General features: G+C 70.6%; 17 protein-coding genes and 2 tRNA genes. 13 read left to right on the forward strand and 6 right to left on the reverse strand.

Annotated elements, in window-relative coordinates; all coding sequences use genetic code 11:
- Positions 1-202: 202 nt before the first annotated feature.
- On the reverse strand, positions 203-1,432 hold the full coding sequence (locus IE252_RS29255) for a GNAT family N-acetyltransferase (RefSeq protein WP_190092442.1): 1,230 nt from the start codon (positions 1,430-1,432) through the stop codon (positions 203-205).
- A 107-nt stretch (positions 1,433-1,539) separates the two neighbouring features.
- Here IE252_RS29255 and IE252_RS29260 point away from each other — a divergent pair, with 107 nt between their 5' ends.
- Positions 1,540-2,685, forward strand: coding sequence for a PP2C family protein-serine/threonine phosphatase (locus IE252_RS29260; RefSeq protein WP_190092443.1), 1,146 nt, complete (start codon positions 1,540-1,542; stop codon positions 2,683-2,685).
- Here IE252_RS29260 and IE252_RS29265 read toward each other — a convergent pair.
- The gene (locus IE252_RS29265; RefSeq protein ID WP_190092444.1) at positions 2,669-2,929 is read right to left on the reverse strand and encodes a DUF397 domain-containing protein; all 261 of its coding nucleotides are present in this window, start codon (positions 2,927-2,929) and stop codon (positions 2,669-2,671) included. The two genes, IE252_RS29260 and IE252_RS29265, sit on opposite strands and share 17 nt — an antisense overlap.
- A complete protein-coding gene (locus IE252_RS29270; protein WP_190092445.1) occupies positions 2,901-3,737 on the reverse strand; it encodes a helix-turn-helix domain-containing protein in 837 nt (278 codons plus the stop codon). The genes IE252_RS29265 and IE252_RS29270 overlap by 29 nt, the downstream gene beginning before the upstream one ends.
- Positions 3,738-3,948: 211 nt before the next feature.
- Here IE252_RS29270 and IE252_RS29275 point away from each other — a divergent pair, with 211 nt between their 5' ends.
- The 4 genes from IE252_RS29275 (at position 3,949) to IE252_RS29290 (ending at position 8,241) form a co-directional block, all read left to right on the forward strand.
- Positions 3,949-4,755 carry an ABC transporter ATP-binding protein gene (locus tag IE252_RS29275; RefSeq protein WP_190092446.1) on the forward strand — a complete coding sequence of 269 codons (807 nt, stop codon included), beginning with the start codon at positions 3,949-3,951 and terminating at the stop codon, positions 4,753-4,755.
- A gap of 279 nt (positions 4,756-5,034) precedes the next feature.
- Positions 5,035-7,476, forward strand: a complete 2,442-nt coding sequence (locus IE252_RS29280) for an ABC transporter permease (RefSeq protein ID WP_190092447.1) — start codon at positions 5,035-5,037, stop codon at positions 7,474-7,476.
- A gap of 5 nt (positions 7,477-7,481) precedes the next feature.
- Positions 7,482-7,919: an HD domain-containing protein gene (locus IE252_RS29285; RefSeq protein WP_190092448.1), complete on the forward strand. Its 438-nt coding sequence runs from the start codon at positions 7,482-7,484 to the stop codon at positions 7,917-7,919.
- Positions 7,920-8,046: 127 nt separating this feature from the next.
- Positions 8,047-8,241 (forward strand): hypothetical protein, encoded by a 195-nt coding sequence (locus tag IE252_RS29290; RefSeq protein WP_101388310.1) that lies wholly within the window; start codon positions 8,047-8,049, stop codon positions 8,239-8,241.
- A gap of 65 nt (positions 8,242-8,306) precedes the next feature.
- Here IE252_RS29290 and IE252_RS29295 read toward each other — a convergent pair.
- Positions 8,307-8,380: transfer RNA gene (locus IE252_RS29295), tRNA-Gly, on the reverse strand.
- A 152-nt stretch (positions 8,381-8,532) separates the two neighbouring features.
- Between IE252_RS29295 and IE252_RS29300 the strand changes: the two genes are divergently transcribed.
- From IE252_RS29300 to clpX, 5 genes are all read left to right on the forward strand, one after another.
- Positions 8,533-8,609 (forward strand) — tRNA-Pro (locus IE252_RS29300).
- 232 nt (positions 8,610-8,841) lie between these two features.
- Positions 8,842-10,230: a trigger factor gene (gene tig, locus IE252_RS29305; RefSeq protein ID WP_190092449.1), complete on the forward strand. Its 1,389-nt coding sequence runs from the start codon at positions 8,842-8,844 to the stop codon at positions 10,228-10,230.
- Between the two features lie 332 nt (positions 10,231-10,562).
- Entirely contained in the window at positions 10,563-11,180 is a 618-nt protein-coding gene (locus IE252_RS29310; RefSeq protein WP_101388308.1) for an ATP-dependent Clp protease proteolytic subunit, read from the forward strand.
- Positions 11,181-11,299: 119 nt separating this feature from the next.
- On the forward strand, positions 11,300-11,977 hold the full coding sequence (locus tag IE252_RS29315; protein ID WP_306822805.1) for an ATP-dependent Clp protease proteolytic subunit: 678 nt from the start codon (positions 11,300-11,302) through the stop codon (positions 11,975-11,977).
- 156 nt (positions 11,978-12,133) lie between these two features.
- Positions 12,134-13,426 carry an ATP-dependent Clp protease ATP-binding subunit ClpX gene (gene clpX, locus IE252_RS29320; protein ID WP_067158960.1) on the forward strand — a complete coding sequence of 431 codons (1,293 nt, stop codon included), beginning with the start codon at positions 12,134-12,136 and terminating at the stop codon, positions 13,424-13,426.
- A gap of 87 nt (positions 13,427-13,513) precedes the next feature.
- On the opposite strand, the gene IE252_RS29325 is transcribed toward clpX, so the two are convergent.
- On the reverse strand, positions 13,514-14,437 hold the full coding sequence (locus IE252_RS29325) for a hypothetical protein (protein WP_190092450.1): 924 nt from the start codon (positions 14,435-14,437) through the stop codon (positions 13,514-13,516).
- 139 nt (positions 14,438-14,576) lie between these two features.
- Here IE252_RS29325 and IE252_RS29330 point away from each other — a divergent pair, with 139 nt between their 5' ends.
- Together IE252_RS29330 and IE252_RS29335 are read left to right on the forward strand one after the other, a co-directional pair.
- Positions 14,577-17,201, forward strand: coding sequence for a valine--tRNA ligase (locus IE252_RS29330; protein WP_190092451.1), 2,625 nt, complete (start codon positions 14,577-14,579; stop codon positions 17,199-17,201).
- 161 nt (positions 17,202-17,362) lie between these two features.
- Positions 17,363-18,466 (forward strand): sensor histidine kinase, encoded by a 1,104-nt coding sequence (locus tag IE252_RS29335; RefSeq protein ID WP_190092452.1) that lies wholly within the window; start codon positions 17,363-17,365, stop codon positions 18,464-18,466.
- Positions 18,467-18,666: 200 nt separating this feature from the next.
- Here IE252_RS29335 and IE252_RS29340 read toward each other — a convergent pair whose 3' ends face one another.
- Positions 18,667-19,674, reverse strand: a complete 1,008-nt coding sequence (locus IE252_RS29340) for a rod shape-determining protein (RefSeq protein ID WP_190092453.1) — start codon at positions 19,672-19,674, stop codon at positions 18,667-18,669.
- Positions 19,675-19,775: 101 nt separating this feature from the next.
- On the opposite strand from IE252_RS29340, the gene folC reads away from it, so the two are divergent.
- Entirely contained in the window at positions 19,776-21,287 is a 1,512-nt protein-coding gene (gene folC / locus IE252_RS29345) for a bifunctional tetrahydrofolate synthase/dihydrofolate synthase (protein ID WP_190092454.1), read from the forward strand.
- Positions 21,288-21,293 lie beyond the last annotated feature (6 nt).

Consider the following 21,293-nt stretch of genomic DNA (forward strand, 5'->3'; position numbering starts at 1 on the left):
GCAGTTCCCCGCGCCCCTAAAAGCGGGGATTGCCGCGGAGCGGCATCTTAGGGGCGCGGGGAACTGCGCGACCAGTTGGGGACGGTCCGCAGACGAACGCGAAGCGGCGGGGTGCAGGGGCCGCAGGCCCCGCCCCCGGGAGCGTCACCCCCCACCCACCCCCGGAGGGTTTAGGGAAGGGGTGGGGTGGGGGCTCAAACCCCTAGAAGCCGTGGGGCAGCCACGGGGCCAGCGGTGTGGTGAACGCCGCGCTCGCCTCCGCCAGGGCGCCCTCCCTGAGCTCTCGGGCTCGGCCCGCCGAGGCCAGGGCGGAGAGGGACACGCCGCCCAGGAAGGCCGCGCCAAGGTCCCGGGCCGACAGCGCCACATCCGCCGCGTCCGCCGTGCGCGAGCACACCGCCCCCTTCCCGTCCCCACTCAACCGCCACCGCCCCGCATTCCACCCGCAGAACGAGTCGGAGACGTCGAGGACGAGGTCCACGGGGGACGAGTAGGAGCGGGAGGACAGAGCGGCGCCCACGTCCACCAGGCGCACGTACAGACCGTCCCGCACCCGTACCCCACACCGCCGCACATCGGACACGAGATGCAGCAGCGGGTCGTCCACCGGCCGGTTCCCCGCCTTCACCGTCGACATCAGGTCGATGTCGCACAGGAACCGCCACAGCGCCCCGTACACGGCGGGCGAGTCCGCGTTGATGTCCCGCAGCGTCACCACGCCCTTCGGGCCCGCCGCGTCCCACACCGGCTTCGTGTGGAAGCGGACGTACCCCACGACCTCGTCGCCCCGCGAGGCCAGCACGCACTGCGCGGGCGACCCCCCGTCCCGCATCCCCACCGGGTCGAGGAGCGGATGCCCCTCCCAGGCCGGCGTGCGCAGGAACATGCCCGCGCGCGTCCCCACCGCACGCCCGTAAACGGCCTCGCACACCGACGCGGCCTCGGCGAGGGACGCGTACCGCAGGGTCACGTCCTCCCCGCCCTCCGGCACCTCCACCCGCACCCGCGACGAGTCGATCTCCAGGCTCATCTGCTGGGTGGCGAGGCCGAACCCGTACCGCCCGTAGATCCCCGGCTCGGACGCCGTGAGGACGGCGAGCGGGACGCCCTCCTCGCGCAGGACGTCCAGCTGGCTCCGGATCATCGACGTGAGGATCCCGCGCCGGCGGTGCGTCGCCGCGACGCCGACCGCGCTGACCGCCCCGGTCGGCACAAACCCGCCGCCCGGCACCGAGATCGGCAGCGCGAAGGTCTGGGTGGTGCCGACGACGGTCGACCCCTCGTACGCCGCCAGGCAGCGCGCCGGATCGATCACCGTGCGCCAGAACTCCTCCAGCTCCGGATCCTCCGGGGTCGCCCCGAACACCCGCTCCACCACCCCGTACCACTGGTCGAAGTCGGAGGGGTCCAGAGCACGTACGTCCACAGTCATACGCCATGACTACCAGCGGTTATGACATCCGGTCGACCTGATTTCGAACGCACTGCCAGAGGGGTCCCCCTGCGCACGGCGGCGTCGGCTGGATAGGGTCACCGGCAATGGCACGTCGCGTGGGAGCGGATTCGTACAGTGCCCGGTGGCGCAAGTCCGCGCACCGGGCACGTATCGCGCTGCGCAAGTCCGGGGTCGACTACTTCCGGGGCGACGGCTCGGAATGGATCGCGCTCGGGGGCCTGCTCCTGACCGTTCCGGCGATCGCCGCCGCGACCCTCGTCTCCCCGGTCTGGTGCGCGCCCGGCGCGCTCGCCCTGCCGATCGTCGCGGGCGGCGTCCTGCTCCGCCCCGCGAGCCTGCTCGGTCTGTACGCGGCCGCCGCCGTCGCCCTGATCGTCGAGTCCGTACAACTGGGTCCGTACACGGAGGGCCCTGCCAGGGTCACCCCCGGCACGGTCCTCGTGGTCGCCGCCTGCGGCCTCTTCGGCCTCCTCATCGCCCAGTTCCGCGCCCGCGTCGGCGTGCCCTGGCGGCGCGGCGGCACGATGCTCTTCGACCTGCGCGAACGCATCCGCGTCCAGTCCGCCCTGCCGCGCCTGCCGCGCGGCTGGCACCGCGAGATGGCCCTGCGTCCGGCAGGCGGGCAGTCCTTCTCCGGCGACTTCGTCGTGGCGGCCCGTACGAACGGGCACCGCACGCTGGAAGTCGTCCTCACGGACGTCTCCGGCAAGGGCATGGACGCGGGGTCGCGCGCGCTGCTGCTGTCGGGGGCGTTCGGCGGGCTGCTCGGCTCGCTGCCGCCGCACGGCTTCCTCCCGGCGGCCAACGGCTATCTGCTCCGCCAGGACTGGGACGAGGGCTTCGCGACCTCGATCCACCTGGTCCTGGATCTGGACTCCGGCGACTACGAGCTGCTGTCCGCCGGACACCTCCCCGCGCTGCACCTGCAAGCGGGCTCCGGCCGCTGGCAGGAGGTGTCGGGCGACGGCCCGCTGCTCGGGGTGTACGACGGGGCCGAGTTCCACCCGGTCAAGGGCTCACTCGGCCCCGGCGACGTACTGATGCTCTTCACGGACGGCCTCGTCGAGACGGCCGAACGCGACATCGCGGAAGGCATCGACCGCCTCACGGGCGAGGCCGACCGTTACGTCACGACGGGCTTCGAGGGCGCGGCCTGGCACCTGATCGAGGCGGTGGCGAAGGACGTCAACGACGACCGTGCGCTGCTGCTGATCAGGCGCGACGCGTGACGTTCTGTACGAAGGCGGTGAAAGCGGCCGGGCTGACGGTGAGGGCTGCGCCCTCGGGCCGCTTGGAGTCGCGGATGGCGACGGTGTGGGCGAGATCCGCAACCTCGACGCATTCGCCCCCGCCGCCGCCGCTGTAGCTCGACTTACGCCAGGCCGCGCCGCCGAGTGTTGCGCATTCCACACATTCGCCGCCGCCAGAACCGCTGTAGCTCGACTTACGCCACTGCGCGTTCGTCAGGTCCATAACGTTCCTCCATTACGCGAGCGATCAATGCGGCCGAGTCCTCGGGCGAGAGGGCCGTGGCCTGCAAGCGAGCGTAACCGACTGAACGCTCCCTGATCAGTGGGGCGTTGGCGGACATGTGCCCGATGTCGTAGCTCTCCGTATAGAACAGGTCAGGCTCGTCGTCGAGCCGGAGGAGGGTGAACGATCCACGGGTGGCGGCGTGTTCACCGACCGAGAAGGGGAGCACCTGGATGTGGACCCACGGGCGGTTGCAGAAGCTCAGCAGGTGGTCCAGTTGATCCCGCATGATCTCGCGGCCGCCGATCGGTCGGTACAGCACCGCCTCGTCCAGTACCGCCCACAGCACCGGCGGGTTGTCCTTCGCCAGGATTCGTTGCCGCTCCATCCGGGCGGCTACCAGCGCGTCGAGGTTGTCGGGCTGTTCGATGTTCAGGATGGCCTTCGCATAATCCTCCGTCTGGAGAAGGCCGTACACCACCTGAGCCTGGTAGGTGCTGATGTACGCAGCCCGCGCTTCCATCTCGGCGTACTGCTGGAACCAACACGGCAGTTGGCTGCGCAACACCAACCCCACCAGCCGCGAGAAACGCCCCTCCGTCCCCAGCGCCGCGTCCAGCCGCTCGGAGAAGTCCCTCGTAGGCACCTTCATCGCGGTCTCGATCTGGCCGATCAGGGACGCGGCGCAGAACAGGCAGCCCCCTAGCTGCCCCTGCGTCATTCCGGCGCGTTCGCGTTCTCGACGCAGCTCGGAACCGTAATAGTCGAGCGGTGACGCGCTCGGGTCCAGTGTGCGGATGTTCACCACGGCGGCCTCCAGCGGCTCGCGGAGTTTCTCAGGTCACATAGCGGAGCGTAACCAAGCAACCGCGCCCAGCGAGGGGAAACGGGACAACTCCCGTACGGGGGTAGGGGTGTCCCCACCCCAGATCCGCCGGGAACCGCCATGGTCCGGGACCTGCCCGAATCCGTACGTTCGAGACATCGGTCAACGGACGTACGAGGAGAGGTCGAAAACGATGGCACTGGGACGCGGCAAGCGGCGGGCGGCAAGGGTCGAGGCCGTCGAGGGCGACCCCGGCTGGGCCGTCGAGCTGCGCGGGGTGCGGCGCCAGTACGGGCGGGGCGGCTCGGCCGTGCACGCCCTGCGCGGGATCGACCTCAAGCTGCCGCGCGGGAGCTTCACGGCGGTGATGGGGCCGTCGGGGTCGGGCAAGTCGACGTTCTTGCAGTGCGCGGCGGGGCTCGACCGGCCGACGGACGGGTCGGTACGGCTCGGCGGGACCGAGATCACGGGCATGAGCGAGAACAAGCTGACGGAGCTGCGGCGCGCGCGGCTCGGGTTCGTGTTCCAGGCGTTCAACCTCCTGCCGTCGCTCACGGTCGAGCAGAACGTGCTGCTGCCGATGCGGCTGGCGGGGCGGCGGCCGGACCGGCGCCGGGCGGAGGAGCTCCTGGGGCAGGTGGGGCTGGCGGGGAAGGGGAAGCGGCGGCCGGGCGAGCTGTCCGGCGGGCAGCAGCAGCGTGTGGCGATCGCCCGCGCGCTGGTCACCCGTCCCGACGTCGTGTTCGCGGATGAGCCGACGGGGGCGCTGGATACGCGTACGGCGGGGGAGGTGTTGGCGTTGTTGCGGTCGGCGGTGGACGGTCTGGGGGCGACGGTGGTGATGGTTACGCATGATCCCGCTGCGGCGGCCTATGCGGATCAGGTGCTGTTCCTGGCGGACGGGGCGCTGGCGGACGCGCTGCGGGGGGCGTCGGCGGCGCAGATCGGGGCCCGGATGACGTCGCTGACGGCGCCGGCGTACGTCGGGGTGGCGGCGTGAAGTCCCCCACCCCACCCCTTCCCGAAAGTCCTCTGGCGGACGGCCGGGCTCGTCGGCTGCGGACCGTCCCCAACTGGTCGCGCAGTTCCCCGCGCCCCTAAATGCGCCCCTGCGGGGCGCCCCTGTAGGGGCGCGGGGAACTGCGCGACCAGCCACCCACGGTCCGCAGACGAACGACAGCCGCCCGGCCAGGGCTTTCGGGAAGGGGCGGGGTGGGGAATCCGCCCGCCGCAGGCGCACACACAGCACGCAACACGCAACACGCAGGAGTGACCCACCATGACCCGCCCCAACGGCCTCGCCCGCGCAGCGCTCCGTTTCAAACCCTCCGCCTTCACCGGCACCTTCATCGCCCTCTTCATGGCCGCGATGATCGTCTCGGCCTGCGGCATCCTCCTGGAGACCGGCGTACGCGCCTCCGTCCCGGCAGAGCGCTACGCCGGCGCCCCCGTGATCGCCGCCGCCGACCAGCAGGTGCACTACACGACCGGCAGCGGCGAGGACCGCGAAACCGAGTCCGTCGCCCTGCCGGACAAGGCGCGGCTCGACGCGGCCCTGGCGGCCCGCGCCGCGACGGCCCCCGGCGCGGCCGCCGCGATCGCGGACGTCTCCTTCCCCGTACGCGACGGACGTACAGGAAATACGCCCGCGACCGCCCACGGCTGGGGCTCGACCGCCTTCACCGGCACCAAGCTCACCGCCGGAACCCCGCCCCGTACCGGCGAAGTGGTGACCGGCGACCGCGCCGCCGTCGGCGACCGGGTCACCGTCGACACCCCCTCCGGCAAGCGGCAGTTCACGGTGTCCGGCACCACCCACGCCCCCGGCATCATGTGGTTCGCCGACACCCAGGCCCTGGCTCTGTCCGGGCACCCCGGCAAGGCCGACGCCATCGCCGTGCTCGCCAAGCCCGGCGTCAGCGCCGCCACCCTCGCCGACCAGGTCGAAGAGCGGCTCGGGGACGCGGCCGAGGTGCACACCGGTGACGGGCGCGGCGCCGTCGAGACCCCCGGCCTCGCCTTCGCCAAGGAGATGCTGACCGGGCTCGGCGGCTCCTTCGGCGGCGTGGCGACCATGGTCGCCGTCTTCACCGCCGCCGGGACCGTCACGCTCTCCGTCGGCCAGCGCCGCCGCGAGTACGCCCTGCTGCGCGCGATAGGCGCGACCCCGCGCCAGATCCGGCGCACCATCGCCACCGAGACCCTGCTGGTCGCCCCGCTCGCGGGCGCGCTGGGCTGCCTGCCGGGGATCGCGCTCGCGAACTGGTGGTTCGGCCAGCTCCGCGACAAGGGCGCGATCCCGGAGGCCGTGGACCTGTCGGTGTCGTGGATCCCGCTGGTCGCGGCGGTCGGCGCGGCCGTACTGACCTCGCTGTTCGCCGGGTACATGGCGGCCCGCCGCCCGTCCCGCACCAAGCCGGGCGAGGCGCTGCGGGACGCGTCGGTGGAGCGGCTGCGGGTCGGCTGGATCCGTACGCCCCTGGGCCTGGCGGCCCTCGGCGGCGGCATCGCCCTCTCGGGCGTGGCCGCGTCCGAGAAGGGCGAGGACGCGGCGAACGCGGCCCTCGGCGTCGTCATGCTCTTCATGCTGGCGGTGGCCCTGCTCGGCCCGCTGATCGCGCGCGCCTGCGCCGGTCTGTTCGGCCTGCCGCTGCGCGCGGCGGGCGCCCCGGCGTCGCTGGCGGCCGCCAACTCCCGCACGAACGCCCGCCGACTGGCCTCCGCGATCACCCCGATCGTCCTGGCCATGGCGTTCTCGTCCGTCCTCGTCTTCCTGCACACCAGCGAGGACCGCGTCATGGAGAAGCAGCAGCGGGCGGGCCTGGTCGCCGACCGGGTGGTCACCGGGCCCTCGGGCCTGACCTCGGACGCGCTGACCCGGGCGAAGGCGACCCCGGGCGTCGAGGTGGCGGTGGCCCTGACCCGTACGTCCGTCCTGGCCCACGCCGGCGGGAGCCTCCAGTCCTTCTCCACCCAGGGCTTCACGGGCACGGGCGCGGACCTGGCCCGCGTCATGGACCTGGGCGTACGCAAGGGCTCCCTGGACGCCCTGAAGCCCGGCACGGTCGCCCTGGACAAGACCCTGGCGAACGACACGAACAAGCACGTGGGCGACCGCTTCCCGATCCTGCTCCCCGACGGCACGAAGGCGTCCCCGAGGGTGGTGGCCACGTACGACAGGGGCCTGGGCCTGTCCCAAGTGACCCTTCCGCAGGCCGACTTGGCGCCGCACACGACGGCGGTGGACCAGCCGACGGAACTCCTACTGAAGGGCAAGGCTTCGCCCACTGCCCTGGCACCGCTCGGCGAGACGGTCACGGACGCGGCGGGCTACGCCACGGCCAAGAGCGTCGACCGTGACCTGAACGCCTGGGCCAACACGACCATGGCGGCCGTCCTCGGCGGCTTCGCGGCGGTCGCGGCGGCGAACACGCTGGTCATGACGGTCCTGGACCGCCGCCGCGAGCTCGGCACCCTGCGCCTGATCGGCACGACCCGCCGCCAGGTGATGGGCATGGTGCGCTGGGAGGCGCTCCTGGTCACGTCGGCGGGCCTGATCCTGGGCACGGCGATAGCCCTGGCGACGCTGATCCCGATGACGAACGGCCTGACCGGCGAGAACCCGTACATCCCGCCCTACCTCTACGCCTCGTTCGCGGCGGGCATCCTGGGCCTGGGCTTCGCCTCCACGACCCTCCCGGCCCGCGCGGCCCTACGCTGACCGGCATGCTCACACTTCCCGAGATCGAAGCGCTCGCGAGGGCGGCCCACGCCACCCAGACGGACAAGGCGGGCCGCCCGTACACCGAACACCTGGCGGCCGTGGCCGAAGGCGTGCGCGCGCGTGGCGGCACCCAGGAGCAGATCGCGGCGGCGTGGCTGCACGACGCGGTGGAGGACGGGGCGGTGTCGCGGGAGTGGCTGGAGGGGGCGGAACTGGGCCCCGGGGTGCGGGAGATGGTCCTGGCGGTGACCAAAAAGCAGGGCGAGGACCTCCCCTCCTACACCGCCCGGATCCTCGCCACCCCGGGTGCGCTGCTGGTCAAAGAGGCGGACCTGGCCCACAACGCGGACCCGGCCCGCCTCGCCGTCCTCGACGAGCCCACCAGGACCCGCCTCACCCGGAAATACGCGACCGTCCGCGCTCTCCTCGGCTTGGCGTGATCCATACATTGGCTATGCGTCAGGCGGCAGCACCTGGAGGGGTGTTGGTGGCACGATGGACCCTGCGGGGTGTGCTCGGCGGCACACTCCGGGCCGGCAAGGCGGACCGACCAAGGGTGTGATCAGTGTGGCCATTTCACTGTCTGTGGTGCTGCTGTTGGCGATCGTCCTCGTGGTGATGATCCGCGGCGGCTCCATCAAGACCGGCCCGGCCATAGTCGCCGCGCTCTTCGGTTTCTTCATGGCGTCGACGGGGATGGCACCGTCCATAAACCGCTTCCTGAACTCGCTCGCGGAAACGATCGACCAGATCAAGTTCTGAGCGCGTCCGCCGGGTCCCCGGAAAACACCTCGGGCCCGGTGAGCTGGTCACCGGGCCCGAGGCCGTGGAGCGGGCGACGGGAATCGAACCCGCGTAGCTAGTTTGGAAGACTAGGGCTCTACCATTGAGCTACGCCCGCGTGCGTCGCGTCGCAGGTCAGGAATGACCGCGGCACGAAGAGCATCGTAGCGGGTCACACCCCGCGCGTGCACACCGCATCCGGCCGCGCGGCACCGGTCGCAAAGCGGCCGACGTATTCCCCGCGGGCATGTACCCTACGTGTCGCACCGACGGGGTGTGGCGCAGCTTGGTAGCGCGTCCGCTTTGGGAGCGGAAGGCCGTGGGTTCAAATCCCGCCACCCCGACCAGCAGCCCTTCGCGACCCCGACCGGCGGCCCTTCGCGCCGGTCCCGAGGTCCCCAGCGCGCCTCGCACGATCTTCCGCGCACAAGATCACATTGTGGGTGGCATCCCGCTTGCGGTTACTATGCAAGCTGCGTGCCCGTGTGTCTGATGAATCCGATGAACCGGGCCCGATCCGCCCGCGGCCGTCGGCCACCGGGTAGAACCCCCAGAAGTCAGCCACAAGGAGACCGAACCGTGAAGAGCGCCGTGGAGACCCTGAACCCGACCCGGGTTCGGCTCACTGTCGAGGTGCCCTTCGAGGAGCTCAAGGACAGCCTCGACGCGGCGTACAAGAAGATCAACCAGCAGGTCACGGTGAAGGGCTTCCGCAAGGGCAAGATCCCGGCCCGAGTCATCGACCAGCGGTTCGGCCGTGGTGCTGTGCTGGAGGAGGCCGTCAACGACGCGCTCCCCAAGTTCTACACCGAGGCGGTCAACGAGGCCGAGCTGAACCCGCTGGGTCAGCCCGAGGTCGACATCACGGAGCTGAAGGACGGCGAGACGCTGAACTTCACCGCCGAGGTCGACATCCGCCCGACCATCGAGATCCCGGACTACTCCGGCATCGAGGTCACCGTGGACGCCGTCGAGGTCTCCGACGAGGACGTCGAGAAGGCCGTCTCGGACCTGCGCGAGCGCTTCGCCTCGACCTCCCCGGTCGAGCGCGCCGCCCAGGACGGCGACGTCGTCACGATCGACCTGGAGGCCAAGGTCGACGGCGAGGTCCTGGAGGACGGCGTCGCCGAGGGTGTCTCGTACACCATCGGCTCCGGCGAGCTCCTCGACGGCATCGACGAGGCCGTCAAGGGCCTGGAGGCCGGTGGCGAGGCCACCTTCACCTCGCAGCTCAAGGGCGGCTCGGCCGAGGGCAAGGACTCCGAGGTCACCGTCAAGGTCACCCAGGTCGCCGCGCGCGAACTGCCGGAGCTGGACGACGACTTCGCGCAGCTCGCCTCCGAGTTCGACACCCTCGACGAGCTCAAGGCCGACAGCCGCAAGCGCCTCGAGAACATGAAGCAGTTCGACCAGGCCACCCAGGCCCAGGAGCGCGTGCTCGACGAGCTGCTGAAGATCACCGAGGTCCCGATCCCCGAGAAGCTCCTCGCGGACGAGATCCAGACCCGCAAGCACAACCTCGAGCACCACCAGCTCGGCCAGATGGGCCTCGACCTCGCCAAGTACCTGGAGATCCAGGGCAAGACGCAGGAAGAGTTCGACGCCGAGACCGAGGAAGCGGCCGTCAAGGGCATCAAGACGCAGTTCATCCTCGACGAGCTCGTCAACAAGGAGAAGCTGAACGTCAACCAGGAGGAGCTCACCGAGCACCTGGTGCGCCGTGCCGCCTCCTCCGGCATGTCCCCCGACCAGTTCGCCCAGGCCGTCGTCGAGGGCGGCCAGGTCCCGATGCTCGTCGGCGAGGTCGCCCGCGGCAAGGCGCTGGCCGTGGTCGTCGAGGCCGCCAAGGTCGTCGACACCAACGGCGAGGCCGTGGACCTCGAGGACGACGAGGACGAGGTCGAGGCCGCCGCCGAGACCGTCGAGGCCGTCGTCGACGGCGGTGCCGAGGAGAAGACCGAGGCCTGAGCCTCGGCCCGACCTCGTACGGCAGGCACTGTCTGACCACGTACGAAGTACGTACGGAGGGGCCCGCGACGCAGCCGCGTCCGGGCCCTTCCGCGTACCCCCACCCGGCCCGCGCCCAGGCGCCCCATGGCCGGTTCCGTACGGGCCCGCGCTTCAACCACCTTGCGCTCCGAGCGAACAGTTCGGGAACCGGGATGGCGTTGTCCTACCTGCGCGTTAGGGTCCATGAATACGGGGGCGTGGAGTCAGCCGGTGTGAGTCGGCCGCAAGCCCCGCCCTCTGAACGAAGACGCTGAGACGGCCGAAGCCGTCAGAGACGAGCAGGTGGATACGTGACGAATCTGATGCCTTACGCCGCCGGCGAGCCGTCCCTCGGTGGTGGCCTCGGCGACCATGTCTACAACCGGCTGCTCAACGAGCGCATCATCTTCCTCGGCCAGCAGGTCGACGACGACATCGCCAACAAGATCACCGCACAGCTCCTCCTCCTGGCCGCCGAGCCGGAGAAGGACATCTACCTCTACATCAACAGCCCCGGCGGCTCGGTGACGGCCGGCATGGCGATCTACGACACCATGCAGTACATCCCGAACGACGTGGTCACGATCGGTATGGGCATGGCGGCCTCGATGGGCCAGTTCCTGCTCACCGGCGGCACCGCCGGCAAGCGCTTCGCCCTGCCGAACACCGACATCCTGATGCACCAGGGCTCCGCCGGCATCGGCGGCACCGCCTCGGACATCAAGATCCAGGCCGAGTACCTGCTGCGTACGAAGACGCGCATGGCGGAGATCACCGCCCACCACTCGGGCCAGACGGTCGAGACGATCATCCGCGACGGCGACCGCGACCGCTGGTACACGGCGGAGGAGGCCAAGGAGTACGGCCTCATCGACGACATCATGGCCCACGCGGCCGGTGTTCCGGGCGGCGGCGGCACCGGGGCCTGAGCCCCTCTCCCCGGCTCCGGACGAGACTCCCCGGCCCCCACGGGCCCGCGGGACCTCCCCGAGCCGGGGAACCCCAGCCCCGGCCCCCGAAGCCCCCGAGCCCACCGAACGCCACCAGGATGGTGAACCCCGACATGCAGAACAACCTCTCCGCAAGCGGCCTCTACACCGGCCCGCAGGTGGACAACCGCTACATCGTGCCGCGCTTCGTCGAGCGCACCTCCCAGGGCGTGCGCGAGTACGACCCGTACGCGAAGCTGTTCGAGGAGCGCGTGATCTTCCTCGGCGTGCAGATCGACGACGCCTCCGCCAACGACGTCATGGCGCAGCTGCTGTGCCTGGAGTCGATGGACCCGGACCGCGACATCTCGATCTACATCAACAGCCCCGGCGGCTCGTTCACTGCGCTGACGGCGATCTACGACACGATGCAGTTCGTGAAGCCCGACATCCAGACGGTCTGCATGGGTCAGGCGGCCTCCGCCGCGGCCGTGCTGCTCGCCGCGGGCACCCCCGGCAAGCGCATGGCGCTGCCCAACGCGCGCGTGCTGATCCACCAGCCGTCCTCGCAGACCGGCCGCGAGCAGCTCTCCGACCTGGAGATCGCGGCCAACGAGATCCTGCGCATGCGCAGCCAGCTGGAGGAGATGCTGGCCAAGCACTCCACCACGCCGATCGAGAAGATCCGGGACGACATCGAGCGGGACAAGATCCTCACCGCCGAGGACGCCCTGGCGTACGGCCTGGTCGACCAGATCGTGTCGACCCGCAAGACGACGTCGGCCGCGGCCGCCTGACGCAGCCGGAGCCCCTGGCGCGGCGCACCCGACGTTCCACGTCGAAGTGAACCGCGCCAAGGGGGGCCCGAACGGGGGGCCAGGCAAGGTACCGTCGGATATGAGGCACCAGGAGCCGCTGAACGTGGCGTCTCCCAGGCGAAGGGGAAGCACCTCGTGGCACGCATCGGTGATGGCGGCGACCTGCTCAAGTGCTCGTTCTGCGGGAAGAGCCAGAAGCAGGTGAAGAAGCTCATCGCAGGCCCCGGTGTGTACATCTGCGACGAGTGCATCGATCTCTGCAACGAGATCATCGAGGAGGAGCTCGCCGAGTCCTCCGAGGTGCGGTGGGAGGAACTGCCCAAGCCGCGCGAGATCTACGAGTTCCTGGAGAGCTACGTGGTGGGCCAGGAGCCCGCCAAGAAGGCGCTCTCCGTGGCGGTCTACAACCACTACAAGCGCGTCCAGGCCGGTGAGAACGGCGGCGCGCAGGGCCGGGACGACGCGATCGAGCTCGCCAAGTCCAACATCCTGCTGCTCGGCCCCACGGGCTCCGGCAAGACGCTGCTCGCCCAGACCCTCGCCCGGATGCTCAACGTCCCGTTCGCCATCGCGGACGCGACGGCGCTGACGGAGGCGGGCTATGTCGGCGAGGACGTAGAGAACATCCTTCTCAAGCTCATCCAGGCCGCCGACTACGACGTCAAGAAGGCCGAAACGGGAATCATCTACATCGACGAGATCGACAAGGTGGCCCGTAAGAGCGAAAACCCGTCGATCACGCGTGACGTCTCCGGCGAGGGCGTCCAGCAGGCCCTGCTGAAGATCCTGGAGGGCACGACGGCCTCGGTCCCGCCCCAGGGCGGCCGCAAGCACCCGCACCAGGAGTTCATCCAGATCGACACGACGAACGTCCTGTTCATCGTGGGCGGTGCCTTCGCGGGCCTGGAGAAGATCATCGAGTCCCGGGCGGGTGCCAAGGGCATCGGCTTCGGCGCGACGATCCGCTCCAAGCGGGAGATCGAGGCGAGCGACCAGTTCCAGGAGGTCATGCCGGAGGACCTGGTGAAGTTCGGGATGATCCCCGAGTTCATCGGCCGCCTCCCCGTGCTGACCTCGGTCCACAACCTCGACCGCGAGGCGCTCCTCCAGATCCTGGTCGAGCCGCGCAACGCGCTGGTCAAGCAGTACCAGCGCCTCTTCGAACTCGACGGCGTGGAGCTGGACTTCGACCGCCCGGCCCTGGAGGCCATCGCCGACCAGGCGATCCTGCGCGGGACGGGGGCGCGCGGTCTGCGCGCGATCATGGAGGAAGTCCTGATGTCGGTGATGTACGAGGTCCCGTCCCGCAAGGACGTGGCCCGCGTCGTCATCACCTCGGACGTCGTCCACAACAACGTCAACCCGACGCTGGTCCCGCGCGAGCCGCGCATCGTGAAGAACGACGGCCGCCACGAGAAGTCGGCGTAGCCGACAGCCGAACGCAGAAGGGCGCCCGGCCAGTTGGAGTTCCAACCGGCCGGGCGCCCTTCTTGTTTTCGCGTTACTGCTTCGTGGTTACTTCTTCACGCGCGCGGTGTTGTACAGCTTCGCGCCGAGGTCGGCGACCTGGTCGGTCGGCATGGCCGTGCCGCCGCCCGTGCCCAGCATGGCCGCGGTGTCGATCGCCTCGACGATGCCGACCGTGCTGTAGTCCGCCCAGATGCAGACCGGGACTTCGAAGGACTTCGACTTCTTGGTGTCGGTGACCTTGACGTTCTGGCACTTCATCAGCGCGCCCGAGAACCCGGCGGGCTTGACCGCCTTCGGGCTGCCGACCAGCTCGACCTTGGTGTCGTCCTTGCCGCTCTTCTTGTCCTCGTTGCTGCTCTCCTGGAGCTTCGCGAACATCGCGTCGAGCGTCTTCGACGGGTCGCTGACGTCGCCGTAGTAGCCGTCGAAGATCAGCCTCTTGGAGGCCAGCGGGTTGCTGGCGTCACCGGCCGTCTTGTAGGACCTGCCCACCTCGGTGGGGCCCTTGATCCCCGCCGCCTCGGCTTCCTTCTTCTCCTTGTCCGTCATCGTCTTGTCGGAGGAGGACCCGGAGCTCTTGTACTCGCCGACCGACTCCGGCGCCACCAGCTTGTAGCCCTTGGTGCTCGCCGAGACGTCGCCGTTGCCGGCGCCGCCGCCCTTCGTCAGGAAGTACACGCCACCGCCGACGGCCGCGACCGCGACCACGACGGCCGTCACGATCAGGCCCGTCTTCTTCTTGGCCGGGGCGGGCGGCGGCATGGGCGCGCCGTAGGGCGGCTGCTGGCCGTACTGGGGCTGCTGGGCCGGGTAGCCGTAGCCCTGCTGGGGCGGGACGCCCTGCGGGGGCTGCTGCGGGTAGCCGTAGCCGGGCTGCGGCTGCCCGTACGGCTGCTGGGGCGGCTGCTGACCGTACGGGCCGGGCTGCTGGGGCTGGCCGCCGTACGGGCCCGGCTGGTTGTAGCTCATTGCTGGGAATCCCCCTAGGAATGCTTATCCGATCCCGACATCCTGGCGGACGGCCCGGCGGTACGGCGCATCGGGGGCCCGACCGTTACCAAAGATTCCCGTTTCAGTACCGGCCCGTGACACCTCTAAACTGAGCCCCGTGACCGAGAACACTCAGCAGCAGAACCCAGCGCCCACCACCGAACTGCCGACCCAGTACGCGCCGGCCCAGGTAGAGGGGGAGCTGTACGAGCGCTGGGTGGAGCGCGGTTACTTCACGGCGGACGCGGGCAGCGACAAGGACCCGTACACCATCGTCATCCCGCCGCCGAACGTCACGGGCGCCCTGCACCTGGGGCACGCCTTCCAGGTCACGCTGATGGACGCGCTGACCCGCCGCAAGCGCATGCAGGGCTTCGAGACCCTGTGGCTGCCCGGCATGGACCACGCCGGCATCGCCACCCAGAACAAGGTCGAGCAGCAGCTCGCCGAGGAGGGCAAGTCCCGCCACGACCTGGGGCGCGAGGCGTTCACCGAGCGCGTGTGGCAGTGGAAGGACGAGTACGGCGGCCGCATCCTGGGCCAGCTGAAGCGGCTCGGCGCCGGTCTCGACTGGTCGCGTGAGCGGTTCACCATGGACGAGGGGCTGTCCAAGGCCGTCCAGACGATCTTCAAGAACCTGTACGACGACGAGCTGATCTACCGCGCCGAGCGCATCATCAACTGGTGCCCGCGCTGTCTGACGGCCATCTCGGACATCGAGGTGGAGTACCAGGAGGACGCGGGCGAGCTCGTCTCGATCAAGTACGGCGAGGGCGAGGACACCCTGGTCGTCGCCACCACGCGCGCGGAGACGATGCTCGGCGACACCGCCGTCGCCGTCCACCCCGACGACGAGCGGTACGCCCACCTCATCGGCAAGCAGATCAAGCTGCCGCTGACCGACCGTACGATCCCGGTCGTCGCCGACACGCACGTCGACCCCGAGTTCGGCACCGGCGCCGTCAAGGTGACGCCCGCCCACGACCCGAACGACTTCGCGATCGGCCAGCGGCACAACCTGCCGTCGATGACCGTCATGGACGAGCACGGCATCATCACCGTCCACGGCCCCTTCCTCGGCCTGGACCGTTTCGAGGCCCGCTCGACCATCGTCGGCGCGCTGCGCGAGCAGGGCCGGATCGTCGCGGAGAAGCGGCCGTACGTCCACTCGGTGGGCCACTGCTCGCGCTGCAAGACGACCGTCGAGCCGCGCCTGTCCATGCAGTGGTGGGTCAAGGTCGGCCCGCTGGCGCAGGCCGCCGGTGACGCGGTCCGCGACGGCCGGGTCAAGATCCACCCCGAGGACATGTCGAAGCGCTACTTCGACTGGGTCGACAACATGCACGACTGGTGCATCTCGCGCCAGCTGTGGTGGGGCCACCGCATCCCGATCTGGTACGGCCCGGAGGGTCAGGTCGTCTGCGTCGGGCCCGACGACGAGGTGCCGACCGGCGAGGGCTGGCACCAGGACCCCGACGTCCTGGACACCTGGTTCTCCTCCGGCCTGTGGCCGTTCTCCACGCTCGGCTGGCCGGAGAAGACCCCGGACCTGGACAAGTTCTACGCGACGGACGTCCTGGTCACCGGCCACGACATCATCTTCTTCTGGGTCGCCCGGATGATGATGTTCGGTCTGTACGCGATGGACGGCGAGGCGCCCTTCAACACCGTCGCCCTGACCGGCCTGGTCCGCGACGAGTTCGGCAAGAAGATGTCGAAGTCCAACCCGAACGCGGTGGACCCGCTGGACTGGATGGACGCGTACGGCTCGGACGCCGTCCGCTTCACCCTGGCCAAGGGCGCGAACCCCGGCGCGGACGTGCCGATCGGCGAGGACTGGGTCCAGGCGTCCCGCAACTTCGCCAACAAGATCTGGAACGCGACGCGCTTCGCGCTGATGAACGGCGCCACCGTCGAGGGCGAACTCCCGCCCGTGGAGCAGCTGTCGGCGGTCGACCGCTGGATCCTGTCCCGGCTGAACAAGACCGTGGCCGAGGTCGACGCGTACTACGACGACTACCAGTTCGCCAAGCTCAGCGAGTCGCTCTACCACTTCGCGTGGGACGAGGTCTTCGACTGGTACGTCGAGCTGTCGAAGACGACGTTCTTCGAGGGCGGCGAGCAGGCGAAGGTCTCCGGCCGGGTCCTGGGCGAGGTCCTGGACGTGATGCTGCGGGTCCTGCACCCGATCGTCCCGTTCGTCACGGACACCCTGTGGACGACGCTGACCGGCGGCGAGTCCCTCGTCGTCGCCGACTGGCCGAAGGACAGTGGCTTCCGCGACGAGGCCGCCGAGCGCGAGATCGAGCTGGTCCAGCAGGTCGTCACCGAGGTCCGCCGGTTCCGCTCCGACCAGGGCCTCCAGCCCGGCCAGAAGGTCCCGGCCGAGCTGACCCTGACCGGTACGGCGCTGGCCCCGCACGAGGCGGCCATCCGCCAGCTGCTGCGCCTCCAGCCGGCCGGTGAGGGCTTCCACGCCACCGCGTCGCTGCCGGTCGCGGGCGCCACGGTCGCGCTCGACCTGTCGGGCACGATCGACGTCGAGGCCGAGCGCAAGCGCCTGGCCAAGGACCTCGGCGCGGCCGAGAAGGAGAAGCAGCAGGCCACGGCCAAGCTCGGCAACGAGGCGTTCCTCGCCAAGGCGCCGGACAACGTGGTCGACAAGATCCGCACCCGCCTGGCCAAGGCCGAGGCGGACATCGACCGGATCACGACGCAGCTGGCGAACCTGCCGCAGGCGTAACCGAGCCGACGAAGGGCCCCGGACCGTTGAACGGTCCGGGGTTTTTCCGTTTTCGTGCCCCTTCGCGCTCCGGCTCGACGTGGGTCACATCACGCGATCAGCTCCCCAAAAGGGTCGAAAGTCAGCCATGAAAGGTCCAAAGACCTTGCATGATGGAAGGCATGTACGCTCCGTCCCCCGCCTCCGCGCTGCGGCGCGCGCTGGGTGACGACCGGGCGCTGGACGTACTGATCGCGCTGACCGCCTTCGCGCTGATGATCATCGATGTGCCGGGGCTCGCGGCCGCGGACAACTCCCTGACCGGGGCCACCGTGCCGCCGGTGCTCGCGGCGGGCTCGGCCACGCTGCTGCTGCGCCGCAAGTGGCCGTGGATCCCCTACCTCGCCGCCCTGGTCTTCCTCGGCTGGCTGCACCAGCTGACGCTGATCCAGTTCGCGCTGTACTCGCTCGGCCGCTTCCGGGGCCGCCGCACGGCCGTGGTGGCGACGGTGCTGTACGTGGCGGTGGCCTGCTCGCTGTTCTACGTCCCGGGCTGGCCCGAGCACCGGGCCGACTCGCTCAGCTCGTACCTGAGCATCGTGGTGCCGGTGGGGGTGCTGTCGTCGGCGGTCGGCGTGGCCACGTACCGCCTCGATCTCGTACGGGAGCTCCAGGCGCTCCAGGCCGTGCAGGCCGAGCGGGCGTCGGTGGCGCGGGACGTCCACGACATGGTGGGGCGCGAGCTGACGATGCTGGCGGTGACGGCGGAGGTACGGGCGCGGCGGGCCCTGGGCGGGCCCCACGAGCAGGACTTCGACTCCCTGGCCGAAACCGCGCGGCGGGCCCACCACATGCTCAACGAGATCATCGTGGCGCGGGCGGACGAGCGGACCGCCACCCCGGGCCTGGACGGCCTGGCGTCCCTGGCGGCGGAGACCCGCCGGGCGGGGACGCCGGTGACGCTGTCGGTCGCCCAGAGGGCGTACGGGCTGTCCCCGCTGCGCCAGGCGGCGGTGTACCGGGTGGTGCAGGAGTGCCTCACGAACGCGGTGAAGCACGCGTGGGGGGAGGGGGTCGCGGTGACGATCGGCGTCCGGGGCGGCGAACTCCACGTCCACGTCCGCAACCGCCTGCCGTCCACGGTGCCGCCCACGGCGCCGGTGTCGTCGGGGACGGGCACGTTCTCCATGCGGGAGCGGGTGGAGAGCATGGGAGGTGCGCTGACGACGCGGCGCACGTCGACGACGTACGAGGTCGAGGCGACGCTGCCGTCGGGGACGGCGTAATTTTCGGCCCGGTGTTCGTCTGCGGGCCGTCCCCAACTGGTCGCGCAGTTCCCCGCGCCCCTGAAGATGCCGCTCCGCGGCAATCCCCTGGGCGCCCCGCAGGGGCGCATGTGAGGGGCGCGGGGAACTGCGCGAGCAACCCAGCACGGTCCGCAGACGAACGCACCCCCGGAGGGTCTAGGGAAGGGGCGGGGAGGGGCCTACTTCGCCGTCAGCAGCCGCTGCAACCCGTCGAAGTCCTCCACGCACCGCCCCGCCCCCACCGCCACACACTCCAGCGCCGCCTCCGCCACGAACACCGGAATCCCCGTCGCGGACGCGAGACGAAGGTCCAGGCCGGGCAGCAGCGCACCCCCGCCCGTCAGCACGATCCCGTGCTCCATCACGTCCCCGGACAGCTCCGGCGGGCACTCCTCCAGCGTCGCCCGCACCGCCGCCACGATCTGCGCCACCGGCTCGTCCAGAGCGGCCCGCACCTCCCGCGCCGAGAGGGCCAGGGTGCGGGGGAGGCCGCCCACCTTCTCCCGGCCGCGCACCGGGAACGTACGGGACTCCAGATCAGAATCCTCCGGGACCGGCCACGCCGAGCCGATCGCGACCTTCACGTCCTCCGCCGTACGCTCCCCGATCAGCAGCCCGTGCTCCTTGCGCACGAAATCCGTGATCGCCGCGTCCAGACGGTCCCCGCCCACCCGCAGGGACTGCGAGGTGACGATCCCGCCGAGCGAGATCACCGCCACCTCCGTCGTGCCGCCGCCGATGTCCACCACCATCGACCCCCGCGGCTCCGCCACCGGCAGCCCCGCCCCGATCGCCGCCGCCATCGGCTCCTCGATGAGGTGGACGGCCCGCGCCCCCGCCCGCTGCGAGGCGTGCACGATCGCCCGGCGCTCCACCGGCGTCACCCCGCTGGGCACGCACACCACCATCCGGGTGCGCGGCCGCCGCCCCGGCACCGCCTTCTTCACGAAGTGGCGGATCATCTCCTCCGCCGCCTCGTAGTCGCTGATCACCCCGTCCCGCAGCGGACGGATCGCGGTGATCGAGCCCGGCGTACGGCCGATGGTCTCCTTGGCCTCCGTCCCGACGGCCAGCGCCGAGCGCCCGCCCTCCTTCATCGCCACCACGGACGGTTCGTTGAGCACGATGCCCTGACCGCGCGCGTACAGAAGCGTGTTGGCCGTGCCGAGGTCGATCCCTATGTCCATGATCGCCAAGTTTGCCCCCGTCCCCTGTGGGCGCGGCGGGCCGAACGTCCCGAAAGGGGCGGGTCCAAGGTCCTGTCGGTGCCCCTCCGTAGACTGGGGTCGTGACCGAGCAGCCCGACCGCAGCAGCAGCCCCGACGACCACTTCGACGACATCGTCGAAGCGGAGACACAGCGCGACCCCGACCTGGCGGTGATCGAGGCCGGCAGCCGCACCCTGCGCACGCTGGGCGGCGCCCCGCAGGCCGACCCCGTCCCCGCACGGCCCGCCGACCCCGAGGTCGACAAGGCGCTGCGCGCGGTCGAGACGGAGCTGGCGACGCGCTGGGGCGAGACCAAGCTGGAGCCGTCCGTCGCCCGCATCTCGGCGCTGATGGACGTCCTGGGCGAGCCCCAGCGGGCGTACCCCTCGATCCACATCACCGGCACCAACGGCAAGACGTCCACGGCCCGCATGGTCGAGGCGCTGCTCGGCGCCTTCGACCTGCGCACCGGGCGGTATACGTCCCCCCACGTCCAGTCGATCACCGAGCGCATCAGCCTGGACGGCTCGCCGATCACGGCCGAGCGCTTCATCGAGACGTACGAGGACATCAAGCCGTACGTGGAGATGGTCGACGCCCAGCAGGAGTACCGCCTCTCCTTCTTCGAGGTCCTCACCGGCATGGCGTACGCGGCGTTCGCGGACACCCCCGTCGACGTGGCGGTCGTCGAGGTCGGCATGGGCGGCAGCTGGGACGCGACCAACGTGATCGACGCGTCGGTGGCCGTCGTCGCCCCCATCTCCCTCGACCACACCGACCGGCTCGGCTCCACGCCCGCCGAGATCGCCGTCGAGAAGTCCGGGATCATCAAGCAGGACGCCACCGTGATCCTGGCCCAGCAGCCGGTCGACGCGGCCCAGGTGATGCTGAAGAAGGCCGTCGAGGCGGACGCGACGGTCGCGCGCGAGGGCATGGAGTTCGGCATCGTCGCGCGCGAGGTCGCCGTCGGCGGCCAGCTCCTGACCCTGCGCGGCCTCGGCGGGGAGTACGAGGACGTCTTCCTGCCGCTGTACGGCGCGCACCAGGCGCACAACGCGGCGGTGGCGCTCGCCGCGGTCGAGGCGTTCTTCGGCATCGGCTCCGAGCACGCCCGCCCGCTGGACGTGGACACCGTCCGCAAGGCGTTCGCCTCGGTGGTCTCGCCCGGCCGCCTGGAGGTCGTGCGCCGCAGCCCCACCGTCGTCCTGGACGCCGCCCACAACCCGGCGGGCGCGCAGGCCACGGCCGAGGGCCTGACCGAGGCGTTCGGCTTCTCGCGGCTGATCGGCGTGGTCGCGGCCAGCGCCGACAAGGACGTGAAGGGCCTCCTGGAGGCCTTCGAGCCGGTCTTCGCCGAGGTCGTCGTCACCGCCAACACCAGCCACCGCTCGATGGACGTCGACGAGCTGGCCGCGGTCGCCGTCGAGGTCTTCGGCGACGAGCGGGTGGTGGTCGAGCCGCGCCTGGACGACGCGCTGGAAGCGGCGATCACCCTGGCGGAGGAAGAGGACGAGTACGCCGGTGCGGGAGTCCTCGTCACCGGTTCCGTGATCACGGTCGGCGAGGCCCGGCTGCTCCTGGGAAGGGGCTGACGCCCG

The sequence above is a fragment of the Streptomyces melanogenes genome, from assembly GCF_014649795.1.
GTDB lineage: Bacteria > Actinomycetota > Actinomycetes > Streptomycetales > Streptomycetaceae > Streptomyces > Streptomyces noboritoensis.